A 21,389-nucleotide genomic window follows, 5' to 3' on the forward strand; every position below is an offset into this window, starting at 1 on the left:
TTCAGCCGGCCCGGACGGACGGGTCGACCGGCTCGCCGTGGCGAGGCAGTACCGGCTTGTGCAGCAGCCCCTTGACCCGTGAGGCGAGGGACTCGATGGCGAAGGGCTTGGACAGCACCTCCATGCCCGGCTCCAGCTGCTCGTTGTCGAACAGGCTGTTCTGCGCGTAGCCGGTGATGAACAGTACGCGCAGGTCCGGGCGCAGACGCCGGGCGATCCGCGCCATCTCCTTGCCATTCATGCCGCCGGGCAGGCCGACATCGGCCAGCAGCAGGTCGATGCGCTGCTCGCCTTCGAGCAGCGTCAGCCCGCATGCGCCGTCCACCGCCTCCAGCACCTTGTAGCCCAGGTCACGCAGCACTTCGCCGATGAGCATGCGCAGCGGCGCTTCGTCGTCCACCACCAGCACTGTGGCCTGGCGCTCTGCGCGTGGCGCTGCTTCCGGCTGGGAGGGACGTTCGATGCGCTCCTCGCCGTGGTGGCGCGGCAGGTGGATGGAGAGGCTGGTGCCCTGGCCGAGCCGCGAGGTGATCTGCACGCTGCCGCCGGACTGCTTGGCGAAGCCATAGACCATCGACAGGCCGAGGCCGGTGCCCTGGCCGGAGGGTTTGGTGGTGAAGAAGGGGTCGAAGACCCGGGCGATCACGTCCTCCGACATGCCGGTGCCGGTATCGGTGACGTACAGCGTCATGTACTCGCCCGGTGCCAGGCCTCGTTCGTTGGCGCGGGCACGGTCCAGGTGCTGGTTGCAGGTGCCGATGCTCAGCCTGCCACCGCCGGGCATGGCATCGCGGGCATTGATGCAGATATTGAGCAGGGCGCTTTCCAGCTGGTTGGGGTCGACCAGTACCGTCCACAGCTCGGGGCCGCTGAGCACCTCCACCTCTATCATCGGGCCCATGGTGCGGCTGATCAGTTCCTGCATGCCGGCCACCAGGCGGTTGACGCTGGTGGGCTTGGGGTCGAGCGCCTGGCGGCGGGAGAAGGCCAGCAGGCGGTGGGTGAGGGTGGCGGCGCGTTCGGCGGCGGTGCGCGCGGTGGATATGTAGCGGTCAAGATCGCCGGTGCGGCCCTGGCTGATGCGCAGCTTGAGCAGCTCCAGGCTGCCGCTGATGCCCGCCAGCAGGTTGTTGAAGTCATGGGCCAGGCCGCCGGTGAGCTGGCCAACGGCCTCCATCTTCTGGCTCTGGCGCAGCAGTTCCTCGGTCTGGTGAAGGGTCTCGGCGCGCTCGCGCTCCAGGGTGATATCGCGGCCGATGGCGCAGATATGGCCTTCGCCGGGGCTGGAGGACCAGTTGATCCAGCGGTAGCTGCCGTCCTTGTGGCGCATGCGGCATTCGAAGTCGCGCAGGGATTCACCCTGCATCAGGCTGTGGGAGGCGCCCCAGGCACGGTTCAGGTCCTCGCTGTGCACCAGGTCGAGGGAGCTGGTGCCCACCAGTTCCTTCTCGGTCCAGCCGAGCACCGGTTCCAGCGCCGGGTTGGCAGCGGTGATGACCATGTCCAGGCGAGTGATCAGCATCACGTCCGGCGACAGGTTCCACAGGCGGTTGCGATCGCGGGTACGCTCGGCCACCTGACGCTCCAGGGAATGGGTGAGCTGGCGCAGCTGCTGCTGGGCGAGGCGCTCGGCGGTGGTCTCGATCACCGTGTCGAGCACGCCGACCACCTGGCCGGACTCGTCGCGCACCGGGCTGTAGCAGAAGGTGAAGTGGCAGCGTTCGGTGCGCCCGTTGCGGTCAATCTCCAGGGGAAAGTCCTGGATGAAGGTGGCTTCCCCGGCGAAGGCGCGATCGGCGATGGGGCCGATGTTGTGCCAGGCCTCCCGCCAGACGTCGTCGAACGGTCGACCCAGGGCCTCGGGCTTGGCACCGAGGATGGGCCGGAAGGCGTCGTTGTACAGGGTGATGCGTGCGGGGCCCCAGAAGAGACAGCTGGGAAAATGCGAGGCGAGCATCATTTCGACCGCCACCCGCAGGCTGGTCGACCAGCCGCTGATGGGGCCAAGGGGCGTCCGTGCCCAATCGTGACCGCGTACCCGCCGGCTCATGAAGCCGGGGGCTGCGGGGAAGGAGTAAGCGTCCATGTCAGTATCCATCGGAGCGAGCATGCAATATCGGTCAAGACGGGCCGATTGGCCACTGCGCCGGGCGATAAAAACGCCCACTGGCGCACAGCCGGGGTGTTCGTTCGTCGCCTCGCCGTGGTGATTGCCCGGGCGTGCCGATGCTGGCAGGGTGACCGTCCCGTTGTCCCGCCCCGGAGCCCTCCATGACCTTCGACCCGACCCTGCTGGCCAAGGCCAGGCACCTCGTCGTCTTCACCGGCGCCGGCATCTCCGCCGAGAGCGGCATTCCCACCTTCCGTGACCGGCTGACCGGCCTGTGGGAGCGCTTCGAGCCCGGTGAGCTTGCCAGCGCCGAAGGCTTTCGCCGTGACCCGGCGCTGGTCTGGGGCTGGTACGAGTGGCGGCGCACCGCCGTGCATCGAGCCCAGCCCAACGCCGGGCACCGGGCCATCGCCGAGCTCGCCGAGCGGGTGCCACGGCTCACGCTGATCACCCAGAACGTCGACGACCTGCACGAGCGCGCCGGCAGCCAGGCGGTGCTGCACCTGCACGGCCGCCTCGATGCGCTGCGTTGCTTCGCCTGCGCGCGGCCGGCGCTGGAGATCCCCCCGCCGGACGAGCCCGACGCCGGGCGCCGGGTGGAGCCGCCGCGCTGCACCCGTTGCAACGGCAAGCTGCGCCCGGGCGTGGTGTGGTTCGGCGAGTCGTTGCCGGCCGATGTGCTGCGCGAGGCGTTCGCGGCCGCGCAGGCCTGCGACCTGCTGCTGTCCATCGGCACCTCCGGCGTGGTGGAGCCTGCCGCGCGGATTCCGCGGCTGGCGCTGGACGCCGGGGCCACGGTGCTGCACCTCAATACCCAGCCGGTGGCGGTGCAGGGTGAGCGCGAGTTCGCCCTGGTGGGCAAGGCCGGCGAGCGGTTGCCGGAATTGCTGCACCAGGCCTTCGGCGCCTGAGCCGGCCGGCGCTCAGGCCGGGAGGGTCACAGGGGGCGGTTCTCGGCGGCTTCGAGCAGCGCCAGCAGGTCGTCGACCGTGGCTTCCAGGTACTGGCCGGCCTTGTAGTCGCGCAGCACCGCCTCACCTGCGCCGATCACCGCCTGCGGGCGTTCGACGAACAGCCCCACCGGCTCGAACGCGGCGTCGAGCACCACCACCAGCGGGATCGAGACCTTGTCGAGGCCGAGGCGGGCCTTGAGGTCGTCTTCGGCGCGGCCCTTGGTGATCACCGCCAGGTCGACCAGCGGCTGGGTGCGGCAGATGAAATCGAGCACGGCGAGGTTGATCTGGCAGTCCGGGCACCACATCTCGCCGGCCACCAGCAGGTGGTAGCGCCGTTCGAGGCGCTGCAGCCGCGCGAGCGCCGCGGGGCCGATGCTGCCCGGCGTCGCCAGCTTCTGCACCACGACGTTGGCGGCGTCCCGCTCGGCGGGCAGGCCGCTGCGGAGGAAGTCGGCGAAGCCCTGGCCGATCTCGAACAACTGCTGGAATGACGCCATGGAAGGCCTCCTGGGTTGGGTGAGGGGAGGCGGGCATCCCAGCAGAAAAGTGGCGTGCGCATCAAGTGCCGCTGCGGCGTCCGCCGGTGGGCGGGGCGCCTTTCATCCAGCCTGGGCGTCGAGCTGTCGGGTCTCGCTGCGCCCGGCACAACCGACGGTGTGCCCATCGTCGGGAATCGCAGGATTGTCTGGCCGCGTGGCGCATGAGCCTGCACTATCTGCGCTCTTTCCACCGACTTCCCGTGGGCCCGCGCCATGTACGACAGCCTCCCGAAACCGATCTCGCTCGGCCTCGCGTTGCGCCGTTGGCGCCTGCTGCACCGGGTGAAGCAGGCCCACGCCGCGCAGCTGTTCGGCGTCGCCCAGTCGACCATCTCGCGCTGGGAAAGCGGGGCGCAGGCGATGGAGCCGGCCGAGCGCGCGCGGGTGGAGCAGGTGCTTGGCGCCCGGCTGGAGGCGGCGGCCGACCAGGCCCTGGCGCGGCTGGTGGGCGACAGCCCGCGCGCGGTGCACCTGGTCTGCGACCTGAGCCATCGCCTGCTGGCCTGTTCCGCCCTGCGCGCCGCCGAATTCGGCGTGCCCCTCTCCGAGCTGCTGGGCCGCTCGCTGTGGCGCTACGCGACGCCGGAGATCGTGCGCAAGGAAGCCGCGCTGGACGCCCTGGGCTGGCGCGACGTGCTGATGCCGCCGGCGCTGGAGTTCGGCAGCGGCAGCAACGAATCCGCCATCGTACCGATCCGCCAGGGCCTGTGCCGCTGGACGCGCATGACGCTTTCCGACGGCACCGCCGCGCGCCTGGTGGAAACCCTCTGAGTGCAGCCCGGCCACGCATATTCCATGCGTGGACGCGACGCCAACCGCGCGCCTAGGCTATGCGCCTGCACGGGAGCCCTCCGGCTCCGACGACCATTTCGCGGGTGAAGCATGAACATCGACACCATCAGGGCGCGGCTCGACTTCCTGCGTGAGGCGGAGCGCCTCAAGGATGTGCTGCGCAGCGCCCACACCTCTTCCGGGCGGGCGGAAAGCACCGCCGAGCACAGCTGGCGCCTGTGCCTGATGGCCATCACCTTCGCCGACGAGCTGGCCGGGCTCGACCTGCTGCGGGTGCTGAAGATGTGCGTGGTGCACGACCTGGGCGAGGCCATCCATGGCGACATCCCCGCCGTCGAGCAGGGCGGCCATCCCGACAAGGGGGCCCAGGAGCGCGAGGACCTGCTGACCCTCACCCGCACCCTGGACGATGGGCTGCGCGGGGAGATCCTCGCGCTGTGGGACGACTACGAGAACGCCGCCTCCCCCGAGGCGCTGGCGGTCAAGGCGCTGGACAAGCTGGAGACCCTGCTGCAGCACACCCAGGGCGCCAACCCGGAGGACTTCGACTACGCCTTCAACCTCGGCTACGGGCGCCGCTACACCAGCGGCGAACCGCTGTTCGCGGCCATCCGTGCACAGCTGGACGAGGACACGAGGCGGCGGATGGAGGCGCAGGCGGGCGCGGCTCGCTGAGCGGCGTTCGAACCCCGTCACGTCGACGCGCTCGCCAGCAGGAAATCCTCACGGCGAGGCCGTCGCCTGTGGAACCATGGCGCGGTGCCTGCCCCCCTCGTGAACCCGCTGCCCGTGGATGCCCGGGTTCATCGCCAGCGGGGGCAGCCGGCGTTGCAGGAGCAACGCCCGGGCGCTTCCTCGATCATTGTCTGGTTCGTACAAGGCCGTATGAAAATCAAACCGTCGCTCCTCGCTCTATTGGGTGCCCTGTCACTCGCCCAGCCAATGCTTTGCCTCGCCGATATCGCCAACGGCAAGAAGCTCTACCAGCAGAGATGCGCCGTGTGCCACGGAGCGGACATCAAGGGCAGCGGCCCGCTGGCCCACAAGAGCGACCCACCGACCCCCGACCTGACGACGGCTGCCTTCCGGCAGCGGCTCGCGGACTACCCGGGGGTCATCGTCTCGTCGGTCATCCTGCGCCCCAATGGCGACCTGATTCCCCGGACGCTGCAGGAGAACGGGGTGAAGATCCCGCCGCACGCCTGGAGCGTCCAGGACTTCCGCGACCTCAACCAGTACATGAGCGGTGTGATCCTCCAGCGGCGCTGAGCGCAGGAGGCGGGCTGCGTCAGCGGGCCGCGTGGCGCTGGTTGCGGCAGCGCTCGGAGCAGTAGCGCACCTCGTCCCAGCAGCGTGCCCAGCGGCGGCGCCAGGCGAAGGGGCGCCCGCACACCGCGCAAATCTTGTGCGGCAGGTGGGTCTTCTTCACAGGGCCTCGCCGGCGTCCAGCCGCGCCAGCAGCCGTTCGCCGCGCTGCCAGAGGGCCTCGACCCGCGCATCCGCCATGCGCTGCAGGTTGCGGTAGACCATGGCCAGGCGCGGATTGCCGCCCAGGCGATCGCGATGGCGCATCAGGAAATGCCAGTACAGCGCGTTGAAGGGGCAGGCGTCGTCCTCGGTCGCCCGCTCCACGCTGTAGCGGCAGCTGGCGCAGTGGTCGGACATCCGCTGGATGTAGCGACCGCTGGCGCAATAGGGCTTGGAGCCGAGGTAGCCGCCGTCGGCGTGCATCACCATGCCCAGGGTATTGGGCAGCTCGACCCATTCGAAGGCGTCCAGGTAGACCGCCAGGTACCACTCGCAGATGGCCGCCGGCGCGATGCCGGCGAGCAGGGCGAAATTGCCGGTCACCATCAGCCGCTGGATGTGGTGCGCATAACCCAGCTCCAGGGTCTGGCCGATCGCCTGGGCCATGCAGCGCATGTCGGTGCGGCCGGTCCAGTAGAACGCCGGCAGCGACCGCTGGTTGCCGAAGGCGTTGAGCGCGGCGTATTCCGGCATGCGCAGCCAGTAGATGCCGCGCACGTATTCCCGCCAGCCGATCAGCTGGCGGATGAAGCCTTCGGCGGCGTTCAACGGCACCCGGTCCCGGCGGTGGGCGTTCTCCACATCGGCGCAGAGCTGGCGCAGGTCCAGCAGGCCGATGTTCAGGGCGGCGCTGATGCGCGCGTGGAACAGGTAGGGCTCGCCCTCGGCCATGGCGTCCTGGTAGTCGCCGAAGGAGGGCAGGGCGAACTCCAGGAAGTGCTGCCAGAGCGCCTGGGCCTCCTCGTGGGTCACCGGGTAGTCGAACCCTTCCAGGCGGCCGTAGTGCCCGGCGAACCGCTCGCCCACCAGGGCCACCACCTCGCGGGTGATCGCATCCTGCCCGAACCGCGCGGGGAAGGGCCCGCGCGCGCCCTTGGGCAGCGCCTTGCGGTTGTCGGCGTCGAAATTCCAGCTGCCCCCCAGCGGCTGGCCGTCCGGCTCAAGGAGCAGCCCGGTGCGCTTGCGCATTTCGCGGTAGAACAGCTCCATGCGCAGTTGCCGGCGGTTGCCCGCCCATTTGGCGAACGCCTCGCGGGAGCAGAGGAAGCGGCGGTCGGCGTGCCAGGTCAGCGGCAAGCCGGTCGAGCGCAGCGACGCCTCCACGCGCCACTCGCCGCACTCGGTCAGGTGGAGCGCCGGCTCGCCCAGGGCGGCGTGCCAGCGCCGCAGCTCGCCGGCCAGGCTGCCGCTGTTGTCGACAGCGTCGAGGCGCACGTAGATCACCCGCCAGCCGCGCGCCTCCAGTGCCGCCGCGAAGTGACGCATGGCGCTGAAGATGAGCACGATCTTGTGCGGATGATGCGGTACGTAGCTCGCCTCCTCCCGGACCTCCGCCATCAGCAGCGCATCGTGGGCCGGGTCGAGTTCATCGAACAGCGAGAGGTCGAAGCTGAGCTGGTCGCCCAGCACCAGGCCGAGCCTGCGTACGTGGCCGTTCACCATTGCGAGTCCAGCGACAGGGGCAGGCGCAGCGGCTCCAGCGGGCCTTCACGGACGCCGCACATCTCGTCGTGGACGCAATGTTGCACCAGCTCGCAGGGCAACCGTGGCAAGCCTTGCAGCAGGTCGCGGAGCTGGGTCGTCGAGCGCAGGCGCAAGACCTTTCCCTGCTCGTCCAGCACCCCTTCGAGGCCCGAGGCGAGCCTGGCCTGCAGGATGTAGAAACCGCCTTCCAGGGACACCACTTCGAGCCCCTCGATACGGCCCGCCAGAGCGGCTTCGCCGAGTTGTTGGAGATTCATCGCCCAGTCCTCCGGCTCATGCCCGGTCAGTCAGTCGTTCGACGCGGCATCGCGGCGGAAGAACAGCGTCACCTGGCCGAGCTCCACCCCGAGCTTGCTCATGCTCGAGCGGTTGATGAGGGTGTCCTCGTCCATCAGGTACATCCAGTCGTCGAAGTCCACTTCCCAGGTCGAGCCATCCACGTCCAGGTTCAGCGTGTAGCGCCAGCGCAGGGCGTTGCCGGCCACTTCGCCATCGGCTTCGCCGATCACGTCCGCCGCGCGGCCGCGCCAGCGCCCTTCGCCGGCCGGGGTCAGGGTCCATACCCGTTGCTGGCGGGTGCCGTCGCTGTAGAGGAAGCGCTCATCGAGGATCAGCCGTTCGCCCTCGCGGCGGCTGGTGATGTCGACCTTGAAGCGCTTGACCACCTCCCCCGAGCGGTTCTGGAACATGCCCCAGGCCTGCACCGGCCGGGAGAAGAACCCCGGCAGGTCCAGCTGCGGCCGCTCCTTCGCGTAGTGATGGACATCCACACCGCCGCAACCGGCGAGCAGCAGGCAGCACAGCAACCCTATTACGGCACGCATCATCGGCCTCCTCATTGGCTTGTTTCATTGAGCCCGAGCAGCTCGCGGCGCAGCTCGGGATTACGGGTACGGGCATCCAGCCAGATGGCGAAGAAGGCCTGGGCGAAGTCGGTGTCGGCGATCGCATGGCGGAATGCCCCGTCGACATAGAAGCGGCTGCCCTGGCCGGGCAGGTACAGGCCGGTGATGCGCTGGCCCGGCTGGATGTCGACGAAGGCCTGGCGCATCTCGCCGTCCCAGGCCGCCAGGCGCTGCTCATCGACCGAGGCGCCCCCCAGCCGGCGCATTTCGTCCAGGCTGGCCTGCACCAGCGTGTCCCGCGACAGCTCGCGGCTGTAGATGAGCTCCAGGGCGAAGGGCTGCTTCCAGTCCACCGGCGCCACCGGGCTCCAGAGCCGGGCCTGGTACACCCGCAGGCCGAACCAGGTGAAGTCGCCCTGGCCGACCAGCCTCGCGCCGGGCAGCTCGCTGCGCCAGTCCGCCCAGCTCGGTGAGCCTGCCAGTAGCAGGCAGAGCAGGGCGACGGCGCGTAATGCCGAGGTGGCAGGCGGTGCCAGGCGCATGAAGGTCTCTCCAAGTGTGCTCATGGGATAGATGATATCTGTACAAATACTAGTTATGTATAAGTATTTGTATAGATTGTTCGTCATAGGTTCACACGATCCGCCCGTGCATCGCGGCTCCGTCCCGAAAAAGGCCATCACGGGGTTGGCGATCCGCGACAGCTACTGCTGCTGGACTATCGTTCGTTGATCCCGGCAACCCGCCGCGTGCGTCTCGTCTTGGGGGAAGGCATGAGCAGGCTCGTCTGCGCTGATTTCGATGAATTCGAGGAAGCCCTGTATGGCGTCGAAGGGCGCTACCTGCTGCGTACACGGCAGCAGCGTGACTGGCGCTTGCGCGTCGTCGAGCTCAACGGCGTGGCGCTGATGTTCGGCCGCGAGGGGGCGGGCACCGTCTACAGCGGGGTCGGCCTGAGCGGCTTCTTCAATATCTTCCTGCCGCTGAGCCGGCACGAGTCCACCGTGCTGGGAGGGCAGCGCCTGGACCGCCGGCTGATCGGCTGGATGGTGCCCGAGGCGATGTTCCATATCGACGCCAGCCAGCCGGCGAGCTGGATGACCGTGGCGATGTCCTGCGAGCTGGTGCTGCGCTGGGCGCAGCAGCACGAGGACGAATTCGACGTGTCGATCCTCTCGCGCAATCTGGTCTGCGTGGCCCAGCAGGACCTGGCGCCGCTGGTGTGGCTGGCCTTGCGCCTGTTGCGCATCGATCACTGCGCACCGCAGGAGCTGCACGCCCCGGCGGCCGAGTGCGCGGCGCGCGGCGATCTGCTGGACCGGGTGTTCCGCAGCCTCCTGCCCGCGACACCGGCCCAGGCCGATAGCGCAGGGCGGCAGAACCACCAGCTGATCCTGCGTCGCGTCCTGGAGTTGCTCGAGGGCATGCCGGATACACCGCTGCACATGACGGACCTGTGCCAGGCCTGCAACAGCTCCGAGCGCACGCTGCGCAACCTCTTCACCCGCTACCTGGGCATGAGCCCGCACCGCTACCTGATGCAGCACCGCCTGCACGCCATCCGTCGCGCCATCCTGCGGGCCTCGGCGGACGAGACCATCACCGAGATCTGCGCGCGCTTCGGCGTGTGGGACTTCGGCCGCTTCGCCGGGCTCTACCGGCGCTACTTCGGCGAACTGCCGTCGCAATCGCTGCGCAGCCGTCGCTCCCTGCCGCCTAGGCGGGGCTGATGCGGCGCTGCAGGGTGGCGCTGGGGTACTCGCCGAACAGGGCGTGATAGTCCGCCGCCATGCGCCCGCCGTCGGTGTAGCCGAAGCGGCGGGCCAGCTCCGCGACGCCGGTCTGGTACGGGTCGGCAACCGCCAGGGCGGCCCGCAGCAGGTGCAGGCGGCGCAGGCGCAGATACCGCGCGGGCGCCACGCCCAGGATGGCGACGAAGGCGCTGCGCAGGGTGCGTTCGCTGACCCCGACCACGCGACACAGCTCGGCCAGGCGCGGTGGGCGCCCGCACCCCTGCGGCAACATGTCCAGCACCTGCTTCAGCAGGCGTTCCTGAGCGGCCCGGCGGCGGCGTTCACGTGGCGTGTTGCGCGTTTGCATGGCGGTGTCCTGGCCAGGAGTGGCGCCTCAAGGGTGCGCCGGGGCGGGTGCCACGGCTACGTAAAACAGGCACGTGCCGGCCGTCGTGCAGATTTGCCGATTTTACGTAGCCGCCAGCGTCCACCTGCAGCGAGCATCCCGGTATCGCTCGCCACCCGCTGCCCCTGCATCACTGCAACGACACCGGCTGCCCGGTTCCGCCGGGCGGCCACCCGGGAGGTTGCATGCGAGGCGATGAGCCCGCGGCAAGCCACCTTCAACCCGCAATGGAGAGCAAGACCATGGGCACCATCACCACCCGCGACGGCACCGAGATCTACTACAAGGACTGGGGCACGGGCCCGGTCGTGGTGCTCAGCCACGGCTGGCCGCTCAACGCCGACAGCTGGGAGGCGCAGATGCTGTTCCTGGCCAGCAACGGCTACCGGGTGATCGCTCATGATCGCCGGGGCCATGGCCGCTCCAGCCAGCCCTGGAGCGGCAACGAGATGGACACCTACGCCGACGACCTGGCCCAGCTGCTCGACCAGCTGGACGTGCACGGCGCCGCATTGTTCGGCTTCTCCACCGGTGGCGGCGAGGTGGCGCGCTACATCGGCCGCCATGGCACGGCGCGGGTGGCCAAGGCCGGGCTGATCGCGGCGGTGCCGCCCTTGATGGTGCGGACCGAGGCCAACCCCGGCGGCCTGCCGGTCGAGGTGTTCGATGGCATTCGCGCGGCCTCCATCGCCGACCGTTCGCAGCTGTACAAGGACGTCGCCAGCGGTCCCTTCTTCGGCTACAACCGGCCGGGCGCCACGCCCTCCCAGGGCGTGATCGACGCCTTCTGGATGCAGGGCATGATGGCCGGGCACAAGAATGCCCTCGACTGCATCAAGGCCTTCTCCGAAACCGATTTCACCGAAGACCTGAAGAAGTTCTCCATCCCCACGCTGATCCTGCACGGCGACGACGACCAGATCGTCCCGGTGGACGCCGCCGCGCGCGCGTCTGCCAGGCTGGTGCCGCACGCCAAGCTGGTGATCTACCCCGGCGCGCCCCACGGCATCACCGACACCCACAAGGAAAAACTCGGCGCGGACATGCTGGCCTTCCTGCGCGAATGAGCCCCTGCGCCCGCGGATTCCCGGCGGGCCACGGCAAGAGGAGAGACGAGATGAGCGGCAAGAAAGCGTTGATCGTGGTGGATATCCAGAACGACTACTTCCCTGGCGGCCTGTGGACCCTGGACAAGGTCGAGGAGGCGGCGGCCAAGGCGGCCCAGGTGATCGCGGCATTCCGCGACAGCGGCGATCTGGTGGTGCACATCCGCCACGAGTTCACCAGCCAGGACGCGCCCTTCTTCCGGCCGCACAGCGAAGGCGCGCAGCTGCACCCGAGCGTGATCAACCGGCCGGGCGAGCCGGTGGTGCTCAAGCACTTCATCAATTCCTTCCGCGAGACCGAGCTGAAGCCGATCCTCGACAAGGCCGGCGTGAGCGACGTGGTGGTGGTCGGCAACATGAGCCACATGTGCGTGGACGGCATCACCCGTGCCTCGATCGATTTCGGCTACCGGACCACCGTGCTGCACGATGCCTGCGCCACCCTCGACCTGGAGTTCGACGGCGTGAAGGTGCCGGCGGCGCATGTGCATGCGGCCTTCATGGCGGCGCTGAAGTTCGGCTATGCACCGGTGATCTCCACCGCCGAGTACCTCCGCCTGCACGCCAGCAGCGCGGCGTGAACAGCCGATCAACCGCGCGGCGCCACCGTGCCGGCGCCCAGCGACGGAGAAGGTCATGAGCGATTCGAGACAGGACACCGGCCTTTTGCTGGTCGACCCCTACAACGACTTCCTCAGCGAGGGCGGCAAGCTCACCGGTCTGGCCAAGCCGGTAGCCGATCGCCTCGGCACGCTGGCCAACCTGCGCGCGGTAGTGGGGGCCGCACGCCAGGCCGGCATCCGCGTGTTCTACGTTCCGCATCACCGCGCCCGGCCCGACGACTTCCAGGGCTGGCTGCATCCCAGCCCCTATCAGCTGGGCGCGGCGAGGGCCCAGGTTTTCGCCGTCGGCAGCTGGGGAGGGGAGTGGCACCCCGACTTCCAGCCCCAGCCCGGCGACGTGGTGGTGCAGGAGCACTGGGGCGGCAGCGGCTTCGCCAATACCGACCTGGACCTGCAACTCAAGCAGCACGGGGTGCGCCGGGTCATCGTCGTCGGCCTGCTGGCCAACACCTGCATCGAGGCCACGTCGCGCTTCGCCGCCGAGCTGGGCTACCACGTGACCCTGGTGCGTGACGCCACGGCGGCCTTCTCCGAAGAGGCGCTGCACGCCGCGCACGAGATCAACGGGCCGACCTTCGCCCACGCCATCGTCACCACGGCCGAGCTGCTTGAGGCGCTGTCCCGTCGCTGACGACCGCGATATCCAGGCCGCCGGTACGCGCGGCCAGCCGGCGACTGACGAGACAGCCTGCGGGGGCGGCACCTGCGCCAGGCCACCGCACCGCCGTATTCCGGGCGCTACTCGTGCTTCGCCGGAAATCGCTCGCGCAACTGCCGTGAGAGATCGCCCAGGGCACTGAATTCCGCGAAGTCCGGCGCGTGGTCCATGCGCTTGGGCCACAGCTGGGCGGCAGTCTTGTGCCAGTAGAGGATGGCGTCGTGCCCTGCGACGGAGTCCGGCATCTGCCGGCGGGTGTATGCCCAGGGCTCGCCCCCCGCCCAGCGCCACTCGCGCGAGACGTCGTCCGGCTCGCCGCTGGTGGCGACCTTGACCAGCTCACCGGCCTGGTAGGTGTAGAAGTAGCGCAGGTACATCTCGTCATCGGTGCCCGTGAGCCAGATCGTGCAGACCTCGCCGTTCGGCTTGCTGGTGACGTAGACCTCGGCTTCGTGGCGATACGGCCAGCCCATGGAGACGGGCAGCGTGGCGAGGTAGCGGCTGTTCTCGTAGCCCTGGCCGTCGGGGAGCGGGCAGTGCTGGCTGAGCGAGTCGAGGCGTGTCGCCGGGTTCCAGCTCCAGCTTCCGTCGGGGGCGGGAATCGCCGAGAACCTATCGAGCAGCTCGTCGCTGACCATCTGCTGGTCATCGCCGAAATGGCCGCGCACGCGCTCCAGCACCGTCTTCCGGTTCGCCCAGCTGATTTCATCGCCGACCTTCAGCCCGCAATCGGCCACCTCGGGCGCCGCTCTGGCGCCGCGCGAATAGGTGAGCAACAGGCCGTTGGAGAGGATCTCGCCGCGTTCGGTGTCGTCTGCGAAGCAGCTCAGGCGGATGTCCATGCGCTGCTCCTCGCACCCCTTGGCGCAGGTCATGTATTCCAGTGACAGGTCGTCGATGCGGAAGATGCCGCCCTGGTCCTCGATGACCGGGGCGAAGTCCAGCTCCAGGGTGCGCGGGCCGGCCGCCATGACCTGCGAGGGCGGCAGCTTCAGCCACACCGTGCGGTTCAGCGTGCGCGTGCAGCGCTTGAAGGAGGGCAGGGTGCCGAAGCGCGAGGGCGAGACGCAGTTGGCTCGCGAGGTGGTCGTCTCCGTGGTGTTCGGCGAACCGTCCACCAGGGGGCGATAGGTGGCGTTGACCTTCACCCGCCAGGTGCCGACCGGGGGCGCGTCGGGGGCCAGCACCTTAAGGCTGACGCGGTGGTTCTCGGCGGCCAGGCGCTGGGCCGCGCAGGGCAGGGGGGCGCCCAGGCAGGCCGCCAGCAGCAGGGCGAGGCAGGGCCGGTTGGCATTCATCAGCCAGCGGGTGCCGAACGGGTGTTTTCTCAACGGAGTCTTCCTTGGGGCGATCGCATCGCTCGCGAGTGCCTGCATTCTGATGGGCGCGGATGCGAACCGCGCGTGCATGGCCGACATTTTCGTCGTCATTGCCCGGGCCATCCGCATCGGCGCGTCCTAGTACAGCTGTGCTAGTTGACCCTCGCTCGCGCCCGTCGCTAGATTCCGGCCCTTCTTCGCCGCAGGGCCCCTCGCCCCGCAGCGCCAACAGTGGCAAGGACAGGCCCTTCATGCACAAGATCACCCCCTTTCTTCTCACCAGCGCCCTGGCGCTCGCCTGCCTGCCCAGCCACGCACAGGACAACGAGGTCTACAGCTGCGACGCCGGCTACTTCCCCTCCGAGGGCAAGTTCAGCCAGCTCTACACCGTCGTGGGCAAGCACCAGACGCACTTCTTCAAGGACGACGAGCGCTGCCCCGAATCGGAAGGGTGCATGCGCAAGGCCTACGTCATCGAGGGCGACGAGGTGCTGGTCAACAAGATCGAAGGGGACTGGGCCTGCGCCTGGTACCAGGGCAAGAAGCGCGAAACCGTGGGCTGGATCGTGCTGGAGAACCTAGCGCCGGCGGCCGACCCCTTGCCCGCATCCACCGACTGGCTGGGCACCTGGAAGGCCCGGGCGGGCTCCATCACCATCGAGCAGCAAGGGCAGGAACCGGGCCTGCACGTGACGGGCGATGCGACCTGGGGCAGCGGCGCCAGCACCCACGTCGGGCAGATCGACGGCACCCTCAAGCCGCAAGGCCGCTACGCGATGACCCGGGACGGCGACGGCAAGTACGACTGCGCGGTCGAATACACCCGGATCGGCCGCTTCCTGATCGTCGATGACAACAACAATTGCGGCGGCATGAATGTGAGCTTCGATGGGGTTTATGTCAGGGAGTGATCAGGCGAGCACCCGTCGTCGCCCGCTCTGCCTGCCAGGACGGACGCGTACCGTAGGGCGTGCCGTGCGAACCGCCGCACGGTGCTTCTGGCGAGCACTGCTCAGCGGAGGCGATGACTGATCCTCTCCGGTTTGAGCAGTTCTTCTGCCCCCTGTGGCCCATAGAACCTCACGTCTTGAACTCCAAACCTGCTGGCTTTGACCACCGTAACGCCTGCGTGCATGCCCACTACAAAGGTGTCGCCTTGCTTGACCAGGCTATTGGGTGCAAAGCGCGACCAAGGCGCTTTGTAGGCAATGATTTCCATCGACGCCTGCTCAGGGGATGGGTTTACGGCAATCAGGCTGTCGGAGGTCAGAATATAGGCAACGCCCTGTTCAAAGAGGATCTTCTCCGGGGCGGAGGGGAGCAGGGTGACCTTGGTCAACTTCGGTTCGCTTGCGATATCCGTCAGCTCATACATGGCGCCAACGTTAATCCCCATGTGGCTGAGCCCGGTAAACACGAAGATCGAGTCTCCGACTTTCTGGATGCTGACGACATTTTCCTTCAGCAAGGTTCTGGTCGTTCCATCCTGCGAGGTGACGGTCAGCTCACCACCCCATTCACCCTGATCCGTACCCCTGATCTTCACGCCACCGACCTGCAACTCGGTCAGGGGCCGCTCCAGGCTCTGTTCATCGTGACTGATGAGGAGCCCGCCACCTTCGGCAGTAACTTGATAAGCGCCAAGGTCCAGTGTTTTCCCGGTGATGCCGCTTTTCGGTACGGCCTGGGCTACCAGGCCGTTCTTTTGAAGTTCGCTTTCGAGGGTGCCTGCGACCGTCGCCATGGAGATCAGGGCTGAGAGTGCAGCGATTGCAATGCGTTGCATGGGAGATATCCGTTCTCTTCAGACCAACGAGTGCGTGCAGTAGCGCTCGATTACCTCGCACAGTTGATCGACATCGCCCAACGGCACGAACTGGCTTAGCGACCAGCCGTTCTCGCCGCGCTTCTGGCTGAAAACGTCATAGCCGACCACGGCGCCGCCAAATCGATAGCGGGAGACGAGCAGCGTGTCTTCGCCATAGATGAAGTCGGGCCTGTGGGAGATGTGGAGGTGCTGGAAGGGGTTGTTGGGGTCGAAGTGAATCGATTCGAACAGGCCCTTCTCATCCAGCCGTTCGAATGCGTCCTTGAGATCATCCTCGAAGCACGCGTGGCCCTTGCCGGCCCGCTCGCGGATGGTCGTGACGGGTACGGTCTTCACGGGCCAGCCGCTGAGTTCCGGCACCAGGTGATCCCAGCCCTTGGCCAGTGCGATATCGCGGGGCGTTTCGCCGTGGGCATTGGCCCGGAACACATTCACCATGCCCTGGAGCCCTTCGAGGATCTCGATGCGCCGGGTCGCGCCCCAACTGCCGGGCTTCTCGGCGAACGGTGCCTTGATCAGCGCGGTGATCAGGGTCTCTCCGTCCCGGGTGAACCCTTCCACCACGTCGTACGGGATGTTGTCCCAGCCGATGGAAAAAACATTGCCTGCCTGGATCAGCGTGGCCAGGGCATCGGTGCTTTGCGTGCTGAGCAGTTCGTTGTTCACCCGCTTGAACGCTTTCAAGGGGAGGTAAACCGCCTGGATGCTCTCCGCTTCCGAGGTGAAGAGAAAGGTGCCGGGAAGCTTGTTCCTGCAGTGCTTGTGCAGCACATCGAGGAAGCTCTGATCGATGTAGGTGCCACCCTCGTGGGTGAACTTCAGCGCGTAGGTTTCCTGCTGCTGGGTGAAGCTCAGGGTGAGCTTGCCAGTGCGACCGGCCTTGATCTGCACGCTCTCCGGCGCCAGGTCGCCATTGCTGATGGCCGCCAGGCGAGCGAGAAGCACCTCGTAGTCCTGCGGCTCATCGATCACGTCGGGGTCCAGCGAGGCAACGTTCGCCGGAATCAGCTCGCGGAATATCTCCACGATACCGGCCTTGTCCTTGGCACTGTTGGGCACTCGGCCTGAGAAAGCCTTGGTTTTACGCAGGATGTCGGTAATCAGGGCGAGGGTGTTCATGAGATGTCCTTATCTCGGCAACCGAGCGGCCAGGTGAAAGAGAACGCGTGGGATGAGTGCGCAGGAAGGGCAGGCGAGGCGTGCACGGCGACATCCATTTCCGGTGGTTGGCGGATAGTGCCACTGCGGATGCGGGTTGGAAATCGAGGCGGTGCGGAACTGTGAAGGGGGCCGAGATACGCCGAGGGTGACCGTAGGTGAGCCGTGCTCCTCCCATCTGCGAACCCTTCGACAGGAACTCATCCTGGGGATTTGACCCGGCCCGCGCCCCGTCGATGATGGCGCCCTGGGCACGCCCATCCGCAGGCAGGGAAGCCACCTCGCCGGGCATCGAGAATGACTAATACAAGGAGGTCGGCAATATGCAGGGCATGGCATTGAACGGGATGCTGCTGGTGGGCACGCTGCCCGCGCTGCTTCCCGGGCGGCGAGCGTTTCTGGTGGCCCTGGCCGGGGTGGCCGTGCTCTACGGGGCGCAAGTCGCCTGGTTCTTCTGGGCCGTGGAGCAGGAGGCGACCGAAGGGCCCGCCTTCCTGGCAGGCATCGCCATCCTGGGCGTCGAGCAGGTGCTCGTCGTTGCCTCGATCATCGGGCGTCTCATCGCCCACGCCCTGGCCCGTAGCCTGAGCCAGCGCGTGCGGGCCGGCGTGCTCTGGGGGCTTGCCCTGCTGGCTGCCAGCATCTGCGCCTTCTCGCTGAGCGGGTACGCCTCGCCCATGCTCATGTTGGTGGCGGTGCCGTTCGTCTGGTTCTGCCTGGCCTTGCTGCTGGCGCCTCGCCCATCTCGGGACCTCTCATTCGCCTGACCCGAACGTAAGGGAGGCTTCAGATGGGGACTTTGCGTCCCTCGACCCCCTGCCTTGTGCATTCATCAAGCGCAGCGGCATTTGGGTCGCTAAGGATTTCCCTACAGAAAATAGGGAAGTGCCGATAACCATTGAGTCCGGATCACAGGAAGATGAAGCGGAACTGAAGACAACCCGAAGCTAATGGAATCGGTGTTGCATCAACCTCTCATTCCGTTTGGCTTGGCTACTCTGAGGAAGGCCGCTCCGGCGACTGGACGACCACCGCAGGCAGTAAGGGCAAAACGTTCCTACCCAATACCGCGAGGAGCTCATCATGCTGTTCAGAAAGAGCCGAGTCAGTCCTGCCACCAAGACACCCCAGGACGAGGGAAACCTCCAGCGCCTGCGTGCCGTCGAGGACAACGTCGCGTCCATCTGCTTCACCCCCCAGGGCGAGATCATCACCGCCAACCCCCTGTTCCTCCAGGTGGTCGGCTACTCCGAGCAGGAGATCGTCGGCAAGCATCACCGCATCTTCTGCGAGGACAGCTTCCGCAATTCCAGCGCCTATGAGCGCTTCTGGGCATCCCTGGCCAACGGCATCTCCCAGCGCGGGGTGTTCAAGCGCATCGCCAAGAACGGCGCGGTGATCTGGCTGGAGGCGACCTACTTCCCGGTCAAGGATGAGTCCGGCCGCGTGATCGAAGTCCTCAAGATCGCCAGCGACGTCACTCAGAAACACTCCGACCTGCTGGTGCTGGCCGCGTTGAGCGATGCGCTGCGCCGCTCCATGGCCATGATCGAGTTCACCCCCGACGGCGAGATCATCGACGCCAACGACAACTTCCTGCGCCTGATGGGCTACAGCCTCGGCAGCCTCAAGGGCCGCCACCACCGCATGCTGTGCCTCGACGAGTTCTACAAGGAGAACCCCGACTTCTGGGCCAACCTCAAGGCTGGCAACTTCTACCGTGGCCACTTCGAGCGCAAGACCGCCTCCGGCAGCACCGTGCATATCGAGGCCAGCTACAACCCGGTGAAGGACGAGTCCGGCACCGTGTTCAAGGTGGTCAAGTTCGCCATCGACGTCACCGAACAGGTGCGCCGCAACGAAGAGGTCAGGCGTGCCGCCGAACTGTCTTTCTCCACCGCCGAGGAGACCGCGCAGATCTCCAACCGCGGCATGGGCTCGCTCGACCAGTCAGTGGCGATCTCCGCCACCACCCTGACCATGGTGAACACCGCCGTGGAGCTCATCTCCAAGCTGAGCCTGCAGGCCAAGGACATCGAGAACATCGTCACCACCATCCAGGGCGTCGCCGAGCAGACCAACCTGCTGGCCCTCAATGCCGCCATCGAGGCGGCGCGGGCGGGGGACATGGGGCGCGGCTTCGCCGTGGTGGCCGACGAAGTGCGGCAACTGGCCGGGCGCACCAGCGGTGCCACCGTCGAGATCAAGAGCGTGGTCACCGAGAACGTGAAGATGACCCAGCAGATCGACGACTACATGAAGAAGATCGAAGCCAGCGCCAAGGACAACAACGCACAGATCTCCACCGTCGCCACCATCATGGGCGAGATCAGCCGGGGCGCCGAACACGTCGCCAAGGTGGTCTCGGCGCTCTTCAAGTAGCTCCGTCGGAGGCCCCCGGCGCGCCCTCCAGCGGGCTCGCCGGCTCGCTCTTCATGCGCGGCATCTCGATGCCGTGCTGCTTCACCCGCCGGTACAGGGTCGCCCGGGATATGCCCAGGGCCCGCGCTGCGGGCAGCGGTTGCCAGCGGTGGCGCACCAGGGCGTCCAGCAGGGCCTGGCGTTCCGGGCTGGCGGGCGTCTCGTCCCGGGGTTCCGGCGCTGCGCCGCGCAGTTCTTCCGGCAGGTCCTGCAGGCGCAGGGTGTCGCCGGGGCAGATGGCGCAGGCATAGCGCAGCACATGGCGCAGCTGGCGCACATTGCCCGGCCAGCGATAGCCCAGCAGGCATTCCAGCGCCGCCTCGCACAGCCCCAGGCGCAGCCCGCAGCGGGCCGCTTCCTCGTCCAGCAGGCGGTTGATCAGCGCCAGCTTGTCCGTGCGCTCGCGCAGGGGCGGCAGCTCGAAGCGCGCGCCGTTGAGGCGGAAGAACAGGTCCTCGCGGAACTCGCCCGCCGCCACCAGCGCCGCCAGGTCCCGGTGGCTGGCGCAGATCACCTGGATGTCTACCGCCTGCCGGCGTGCCGCGCCCAGCGGCGCCACCTCGCCCTCGGCCAGCACCCGCAGCAGGCGGGTCTGCAAGGCCAGGGGCATGTCACCGATTTCGTCGAGGAACAGCGTGCCGCCATCGGCCTGCTGCAACAGCCCGCGCATGCCCTTGCGCTCCGCCCCGGTGAAGGCGCCGGCCACATAGCCGAACAGCTCGCTCTCGATCAGGTTCTCCGGGATGGCCGCGCAGTTCAGCGCCACGAAGGGCTTGCCCCGGCGTGCGCTGGCTTCGTGCAGCTGGCGGGCGAACACCTCCTTGCCGGCGCCGGTCTCGCCGTGGATCAGCACCGGCAGGTGGCGGTCCTTCACCCGCACCGCCAGGCGCAGGCTCTCCGCGATGCGTGGGTCCAGCTGCGTGGCATCGCGGCTCGGCAGCGCCACGCTCACCGCTCGGCGCGGCACGCTGAGGCGGATGTGCAGGCCTTGCTCGGGCACATGGCGCGGGTGCTCGTCGGCGGCGGCCCGCAGCAGGTCCAGGTCGAACACCTCGCCGATGTGCTGCGGCAGGCGCCCGTGGCGTTCCAGCAGGTAGTGCCGCGCCGCCGGGTTCAGCGCCTGCAGGCGGCCGTCGGCGTCCCAGGCGAACAGGTAGTCCGGCTGGCTGTCCACGTAGCCGGGGGCTGAATGGGCGCGCAGCACCCAGTGGCCACGGGTGCTGTGCATGAAGAAGGCGTTCTCGATATCGCGGGCGCTCTGCACTGCCATCTGGCGGATCAGGTGCTGGCTTCGGCGGTCGTCCGGGGACTCCACGGCGGACACGTCCAGCACCCCCAGCAACTGGCCCTGGGGGTCGAACACCGGCGCCGCCGAACAGGTCAGGCCGATGAAGGCGGCGCGGAAGTGGTCGCGCTTGTGCACCGTCACCGGCACTTGGTTGGTCAGCACCGCCGCCACCCCGCAGGTGCCTTCCTCGCCCTCCGACCAGCAGGTGCCCAGGTACAGCCCCGCGCGTCGGCACTCGCCACGGATGGTGGCTTCCACGCGGTAGTCGATGGTGCGGCCCTGGGCATCGGTGAGCAGCACGCAGTAGTCGGCATCGCGCACTCGCCCGTGCAGGCGCGAGACCTCCTCGCCGGCGATGCGCAGGAAGCTTTCCGCGCGTTCGCGGCATTCCTTCAGCAGCGTCTCGCTGAGGATACGCGGCCCCTGCAGCGAGCCCGGGTCCAGGCGGTGCTGGTCCATGGAGCGGCGCCAGGAGTCCAGGATCAGGTCCGGCACCGGCGGTTCGGGCAGGCGTTCGGCGTGGCGCAGCACACGGCTGATGCAGTCCACATGGGCTTTCGAGTTGGCAGGCAGCATGGGGCCTCCACGGCTCGTG

General features: G+C 67.8%; 23 protein-coding genes. 11 read left to right on the top strand and 12 right to left on the bottom strand.

Annotated features, from left to right (window positions below):
- Position 1: 1 nt before the first annotated feature.
- Complete coding sequence (locus PHLH3_RS12155) at positions 2-2,086, bottom strand: ATP-binding protein (protein ID WP_244863023.1); 2,085 nt, start codon at positions 2,084-2,086, stop codon at positions 2-4.
- 185 nt (positions 2,087-2,271) lie between these two features.
- Here PHLH3_RS12155 and PHLH3_RS12160 point away from each other — a divergent pair, with 185 nt between their 5' ends.
- On the top strand, positions 2,272-3,021 hold the full coding sequence (locus PHLH3_RS12160; RefSeq protein ID WP_213629466.1) for an NAD-dependent deacylase: 750 nt from the start codon (positions 2,272-2,274) through the stop codon (positions 3,019-3,021).
- Between the two features lie 26 nt (positions 3,022-3,047).
- On the opposite strand, the gene PHLH3_RS12165 is transcribed toward PHLH3_RS12160, so the two are convergent.
- Positions 3,048-3,563 carry a thioredoxin family protein gene (locus tag PHLH3_RS12165; RefSeq protein ID WP_213629467.1) on the bottom strand — a complete coding sequence of 172 codons (516 nt, stop codon included), beginning with the start codon at positions 3,561-3,563 and terminating at the stop codon, positions 3,048-3,050.
- A gap of 255 nt (positions 3,564-3,818) precedes the next feature.
- Between PHLH3_RS12165 and PHLH3_RS12170 the strand changes: the two genes are divergently transcribed.
- From PHLH3_RS12170 to PHLH3_RS12180, 3 genes are all read left to right on the top strand, one after another.
- Positions 3,819-4,376, top strand: coding sequence for a helix-turn-helix transcriptional regulator (locus PHLH3_RS12170; RefSeq protein ID WP_213629468.1), 558 nt, complete (start codon positions 3,819-3,821; stop codon positions 4,374-4,376).
- Positions 4,377-4,487: 111 nt separating this feature from the next.
- Entirely contained in the window at positions 4,488-5,072 is a 585-nt protein-coding gene (locus tag PHLH3_RS12175; RefSeq protein ID WP_213629469.1) for an HD domain-containing protein, read from the top strand.
- Positions 5,073-5,282: 210 nt separating this feature from the next.
- Complete coding sequence (locus tag PHLH3_RS12180) at positions 5,283-5,666, top strand: cytochrome c (protein WP_213629470.1); 384 nt, start codon at positions 5,283-5,285, stop codon at positions 5,664-5,666.
- A gap of 19 nt (positions 5,667-5,685) precedes the next feature.
- On the opposite strand, the gene PHLH3_RS12185 is transcribed toward PHLH3_RS12180, so the two are convergent.
- From PHLH3_RS12185 to PHLH3_RS12205, 5 genes are read right to left on the bottom strand one after another with little or no spacing between them, the layout of a single operon-like run.
- Positions 5,686-5,826 carry a DUF2256 domain-containing protein gene (locus PHLH3_RS12185; RefSeq protein WP_173174516.1) on the bottom strand — a complete coding sequence of 47 codons (141 nt, stop codon included), beginning with the start codon at positions 5,824-5,826 and terminating at the stop codon, positions 5,686-5,688.
- Positions 5,823-7,367 (bottom strand): cryptochrome/photolyase family protein, encoded by a 1,545-nt coding sequence (locus PHLH3_RS12190; RefSeq protein WP_213629471.1) that lies wholly within the window; start codon positions 7,365-7,367, stop codon positions 5,823-5,825. The genes PHLH3_RS12185 and PHLH3_RS12190 overlap by 4 nt, the downstream gene beginning before the upstream one ends.
- Positions 7,361-7,666, bottom strand: coding sequence for a DUF6482 family protein (locus PHLH3_RS12195; RefSeq protein WP_173174511.1), 306 nt, complete (start codon positions 7,664-7,666; stop codon positions 7,361-7,363). Before PHLH3_RS12195 ends, PHLH3_RS12190 begins: the two co-directional genes overlap by 7 nt.
- Before the next feature lie 30 nt (positions 7,667-7,696).
- A complete protein-coding gene (locus PHLH3_RS12200; protein ID WP_213629472.1) occupies positions 7,697-8,233 on the bottom strand; it encodes a DUF3833 domain-containing protein in 537 nt (178 codons plus the stop codon).
- Between the two features lie 11 nt (positions 8,234-8,244).
- Positions 8,245-8,796: a chalcone isomerase family protein gene (locus tag PHLH3_RS12205; protein ID WP_213630521.1), complete on the bottom strand. Its 552-nt coding sequence runs from the start codon at positions 8,794-8,796 to the stop codon at positions 8,245-8,247.
- Positions 8,797-9,027: 231 nt separating this feature from the next.
- On the opposite strand from PHLH3_RS12205, the gene PHLH3_RS12210 reads away from it, so the two are divergent.
- On the top strand, positions 9,028-9,984 hold the full coding sequence (locus PHLH3_RS12210) for a helix-turn-helix domain-containing protein (protein WP_173174505.1): 957 nt from the start codon (positions 9,028-9,030) through the stop codon (positions 9,982-9,984).
- On the opposite strand, the gene PHLH3_RS12215 is transcribed toward PHLH3_RS12210, so the two are convergent.
- Complete coding sequence (locus PHLH3_RS12215) at positions 9,971-10,354, bottom strand: helix-turn-helix domain-containing protein (protein ID WP_213629474.1); 384 nt, start codon at positions 10,352-10,354, stop codon at positions 9,971-9,973. The two genes, PHLH3_RS12210 and PHLH3_RS12215, sit on opposite strands and share 14 nt — an antisense overlap.
- 281 nt (positions 10,355-10,635) lie before the next feature.
- Between PHLH3_RS12215 and PHLH3_RS12220 the strand changes: the two genes are divergently transcribed.
- From PHLH3_RS12220 to PHLH3_RS12230, 3 genes are read left to right on the top strand one after another with little or no spacing between them, the layout of a single operon-like run.
- On the top strand, positions 10,636-11,460 hold the full coding sequence (locus PHLH3_RS12220; RefSeq protein WP_213629476.1) for an alpha/beta hydrolase: 825 nt from the start codon (positions 10,636-10,638) through the stop codon (positions 11,458-11,460).
- A 50-nt stretch (positions 11,461-11,510) separates the two neighbouring features.
- On the top strand, positions 11,511-12,080 hold the full coding sequence (locus PHLH3_RS12225; protein WP_213629478.1) for a cysteine hydrolase family protein: 570 nt from the start codon (positions 11,511-11,513) through the stop codon (positions 12,078-12,080).
- A gap of 55 nt (positions 12,081-12,135) precedes the next feature.
- Positions 12,136-12,753: an isochorismatase family cysteine hydrolase gene (locus PHLH3_RS12230; RefSeq protein WP_213629479.1), complete on the top strand. Its 618-nt coding sequence runs from the start codon at positions 12,136-12,138 to the stop codon at positions 12,751-12,753.
- Between the two features lie 107 nt (positions 12,754-12,860).
- On the opposite strand, the gene PHLH3_RS12235 is transcribed toward PHLH3_RS12230, so the two are convergent.
- Complete coding sequence (locus PHLH3_RS12235; RefSeq protein ID WP_213629481.1) at positions 12,861-14,111, bottom strand: hypothetical protein; 1,251 nt, start codon at positions 14,109-14,111, stop codon at positions 12,861-12,863.
- Between the two features lie 239 nt (positions 14,112-14,350).
- Between PHLH3_RS12235 and PHLH3_RS12240 the strand changes: the two genes are divergently transcribed.
- Positions 14,351-15,010, top strand: a complete 660-nt coding sequence (locus PHLH3_RS12240; protein WP_213629483.1) for a hypothetical protein — start codon at positions 14,351-14,353, stop codon at positions 15,008-15,010.
- Positions 15,011-15,111: 101 nt separating this feature from the next.
- On the opposite strand, the gene PHLH3_RS12245 is transcribed toward PHLH3_RS12240, so the two are convergent.
- On the bottom strand, positions 15,112-15,885 hold the full coding sequence (locus PHLH3_RS12245; RefSeq protein WP_213629485.1) for a hypothetical protein: 774 nt from the start codon (positions 15,883-15,885) through the stop codon (positions 15,112-15,114).
- 18 nt (positions 15,886-15,903) lie between these two features.
- Positions 15,904-17,046 (bottom strand): hypothetical protein, encoded by a 1,143-nt coding sequence (locus PHLH3_RS12250; RefSeq protein WP_213629487.1) that lies wholly within the window; start codon positions 17,044-17,046, stop codon positions 15,904-15,906.
- 362 nt (positions 17,047-17,408) lie between these two features.
- On the opposite strand from PHLH3_RS12250, the gene PHLH3_RS12255 reads away from it, so the two are divergent.
- Positions 17,409-17,852 carry a hypothetical protein gene (locus PHLH3_RS12255; protein ID WP_213629489.1) on the top strand — a complete coding sequence of 148 codons (444 nt, stop codon included), beginning with the start codon at positions 17,409-17,411 and terminating at the stop codon, positions 17,850-17,852.
- A gap of 316 nt (positions 17,853-18,168) precedes the next feature.
- Positions 18,169-19,467 carry a PAS domain-containing methyl-accepting chemotaxis protein gene (locus tag PHLH3_RS30660; RefSeq protein WP_213629491.1) on the top strand — a complete coding sequence of 433 codons (1,299 nt, stop codon included), beginning with the start codon at positions 18,169-18,171 and terminating at the stop codon, positions 19,465-19,467.
- Here PHLH3_RS30660 and PHLH3_RS12265 read toward each other — a convergent pair.
- A complete protein-coding gene (locus PHLH3_RS12265) occupies positions 19,460-21,370 on the bottom strand; it encodes a sigma-54-dependent Fis family transcriptional regulator (RefSeq protein ID WP_213629493.1) in 1,911 nt (636 codons plus the stop codon). The genes PHLH3_RS30660 and PHLH3_RS12265 overlap by 8 nt on opposite strands.
- Between the last annotated feature and the right edge of the window lie 19 nt (positions 21,371-21,389).

This window comes from Pseudomonas sp. Pc102, assembly GCF_018408275.1.
GTDB lineage: Bacteria > Pseudomonadota > Gammaproteobacteria > Pseudomonadales > Pseudomonadaceae > Metapseudomonas > Metapseudomonas tohonis.

Excerpts from the sequence above, each read along its gene's own strand:
- PHLH3_RS12240 (WP_213629483.1), top strand. The coding sequence starts at position 14,351 with ATGCACAAGATCACCCCCTTTCTTCTCACCAGCGCCCTGGCGCTCGCC.
- PHLH3_RS12255 (WP_213629489.1), top strand. The coding sequence starts at position 17,409 with ATGCAGGGCATGGCATTGAACGGGATGCTGCTGGTGGGCACGCTGCCC.
- PHLH3_RS12180 (WP_213629470.1), top strand. The coding sequence starts at position 5,283 with ATGAAAATCAAACCGTCGCTCCTCGCTCTATTGGGTGCCCTGTCACTC.
- PHLH3_RS12245 (WP_213629485.1), bottom strand. The coding sequence starts at position 15,885 with ATGCAACGCATTGCAATCGCTGCACTCTCAGCCCTGATCTCCATGGCG.
- PHLH3_RS12175 (WP_213629469.1), top strand. The coding sequence starts at position 4,488 with ATGAACATCGACACCATCAGGGCGCGGCTCGACTTCCTGCGTGAGGCG.
- PHLH3_RS12195 (WP_173174511.1), bottom strand. The coding sequence starts at position 7,666 with ATGAATCTCCAACAACTCGGCGAAGCCGCTCTGGCGGGCCGTATCGAG.
- PHLH3_RS12170 (WP_213629468.1), top strand. The coding sequence starts at position 3,819 with ATGTACGACAGCCTCCCGAAACCGATCTCGCTCGGCCTCGCGTTGCGC.
- PHLH3_RS12215 (WP_213629474.1), bottom strand. The coding sequence starts at position 10,354 with ATGCAAACGCGCAACACGCCACGTGAACGCCGCCGCCGGGCCGCTCAG.
- PHLH3_RS12160 (WP_213629466.1), top strand. The coding sequence starts at position 2,272 with ATGACCTTCGACCCGACCCTGCTGGCCAAGGCCAGGCACCTCGTCGTC.
- PHLH3_RS12210 (WP_173174505.1), top strand. The coding sequence starts at position 9,028 with ATGAGCAGGCTCGTCTGCGCTGATTTCGATGAATTCGAGGAAGCCCTG.
- PHLH3_RS12200 (WP_213629472.1), bottom strand. The coding sequence starts at position 8,233 with ATGCGTGCCGTAATAGGGTTGCTGTGCTGCCTGCTGCTCGCCGGTTGC.
- PHLH3_RS30660 (WP_213629491.1), top strand. The coding sequence starts at position 18,169 with ATGCTGTTCAGAAAGAGCCGAGTCAGTCCTGCCACCAAGACACCCCAG.
- PHLH3_RS12265 (WP_213629493.1), bottom strand. The coding sequence starts at position 21,370 with ATGCTGCCTGCCAACTCGAAAGCCCATGTGGACTGCATCAGCCGTGTG.
- PHLH3_RS12165 (WP_213629467.1), bottom strand. The coding sequence starts at position 3,563 with ATGGCGTCATTCCAGCAGTTGTTCGAGATCGGCCAGGGCTTCGCCGAC.
- PHLH3_RS12155 (WP_244863023.1), bottom strand. The coding sequence starts at position 2,086 with ATGGACGCTTACTCCTTCCCCGCAGCCCCCGGCTTCATGAGCCGGCGG.
- PHLH3_RS12190 (WP_213629471.1), bottom strand. The coding sequence starts at position 7,367 with ATGGTGAACGGCCACGTACGCAGGCTCGGCCTGGTGCTGGGCGACCAG.
- PHLH3_RS12250 (WP_213629487.1), bottom strand. The coding sequence starts at position 17,046 with ATGAACACCCTCGCCCTGATTACCGACATCCTGCGTAAAACCAAGGCT.
- PHLH3_RS12220 (WP_213629476.1), top strand. The coding sequence starts at position 10,636 with ATGGGCACCATCACCACCCGCGACGGCACCGAGATCTACTACAAGGAC.
- PHLH3_RS12225 (WP_213629478.1), top strand. The coding sequence starts at position 11,511 with ATGAGCGGCAAGAAAGCGTTGATCGTGGTGGATATCCAGAACGACTAC.
- PHLH3_RS12205 (WP_213630521.1), bottom strand. The coding sequence starts at position 8,796 with ATGCGCCTGGCACCGCCTGCCACCTCGGCATTACGCGCCGTCGCCCTG.
- PHLH3_RS12230 (WP_213629479.1), top strand. The coding sequence starts at position 12,136 with ATGAGCGATTCGAGACAGGACACCGGCCTTTTGCTGGTCGACCCCTAC.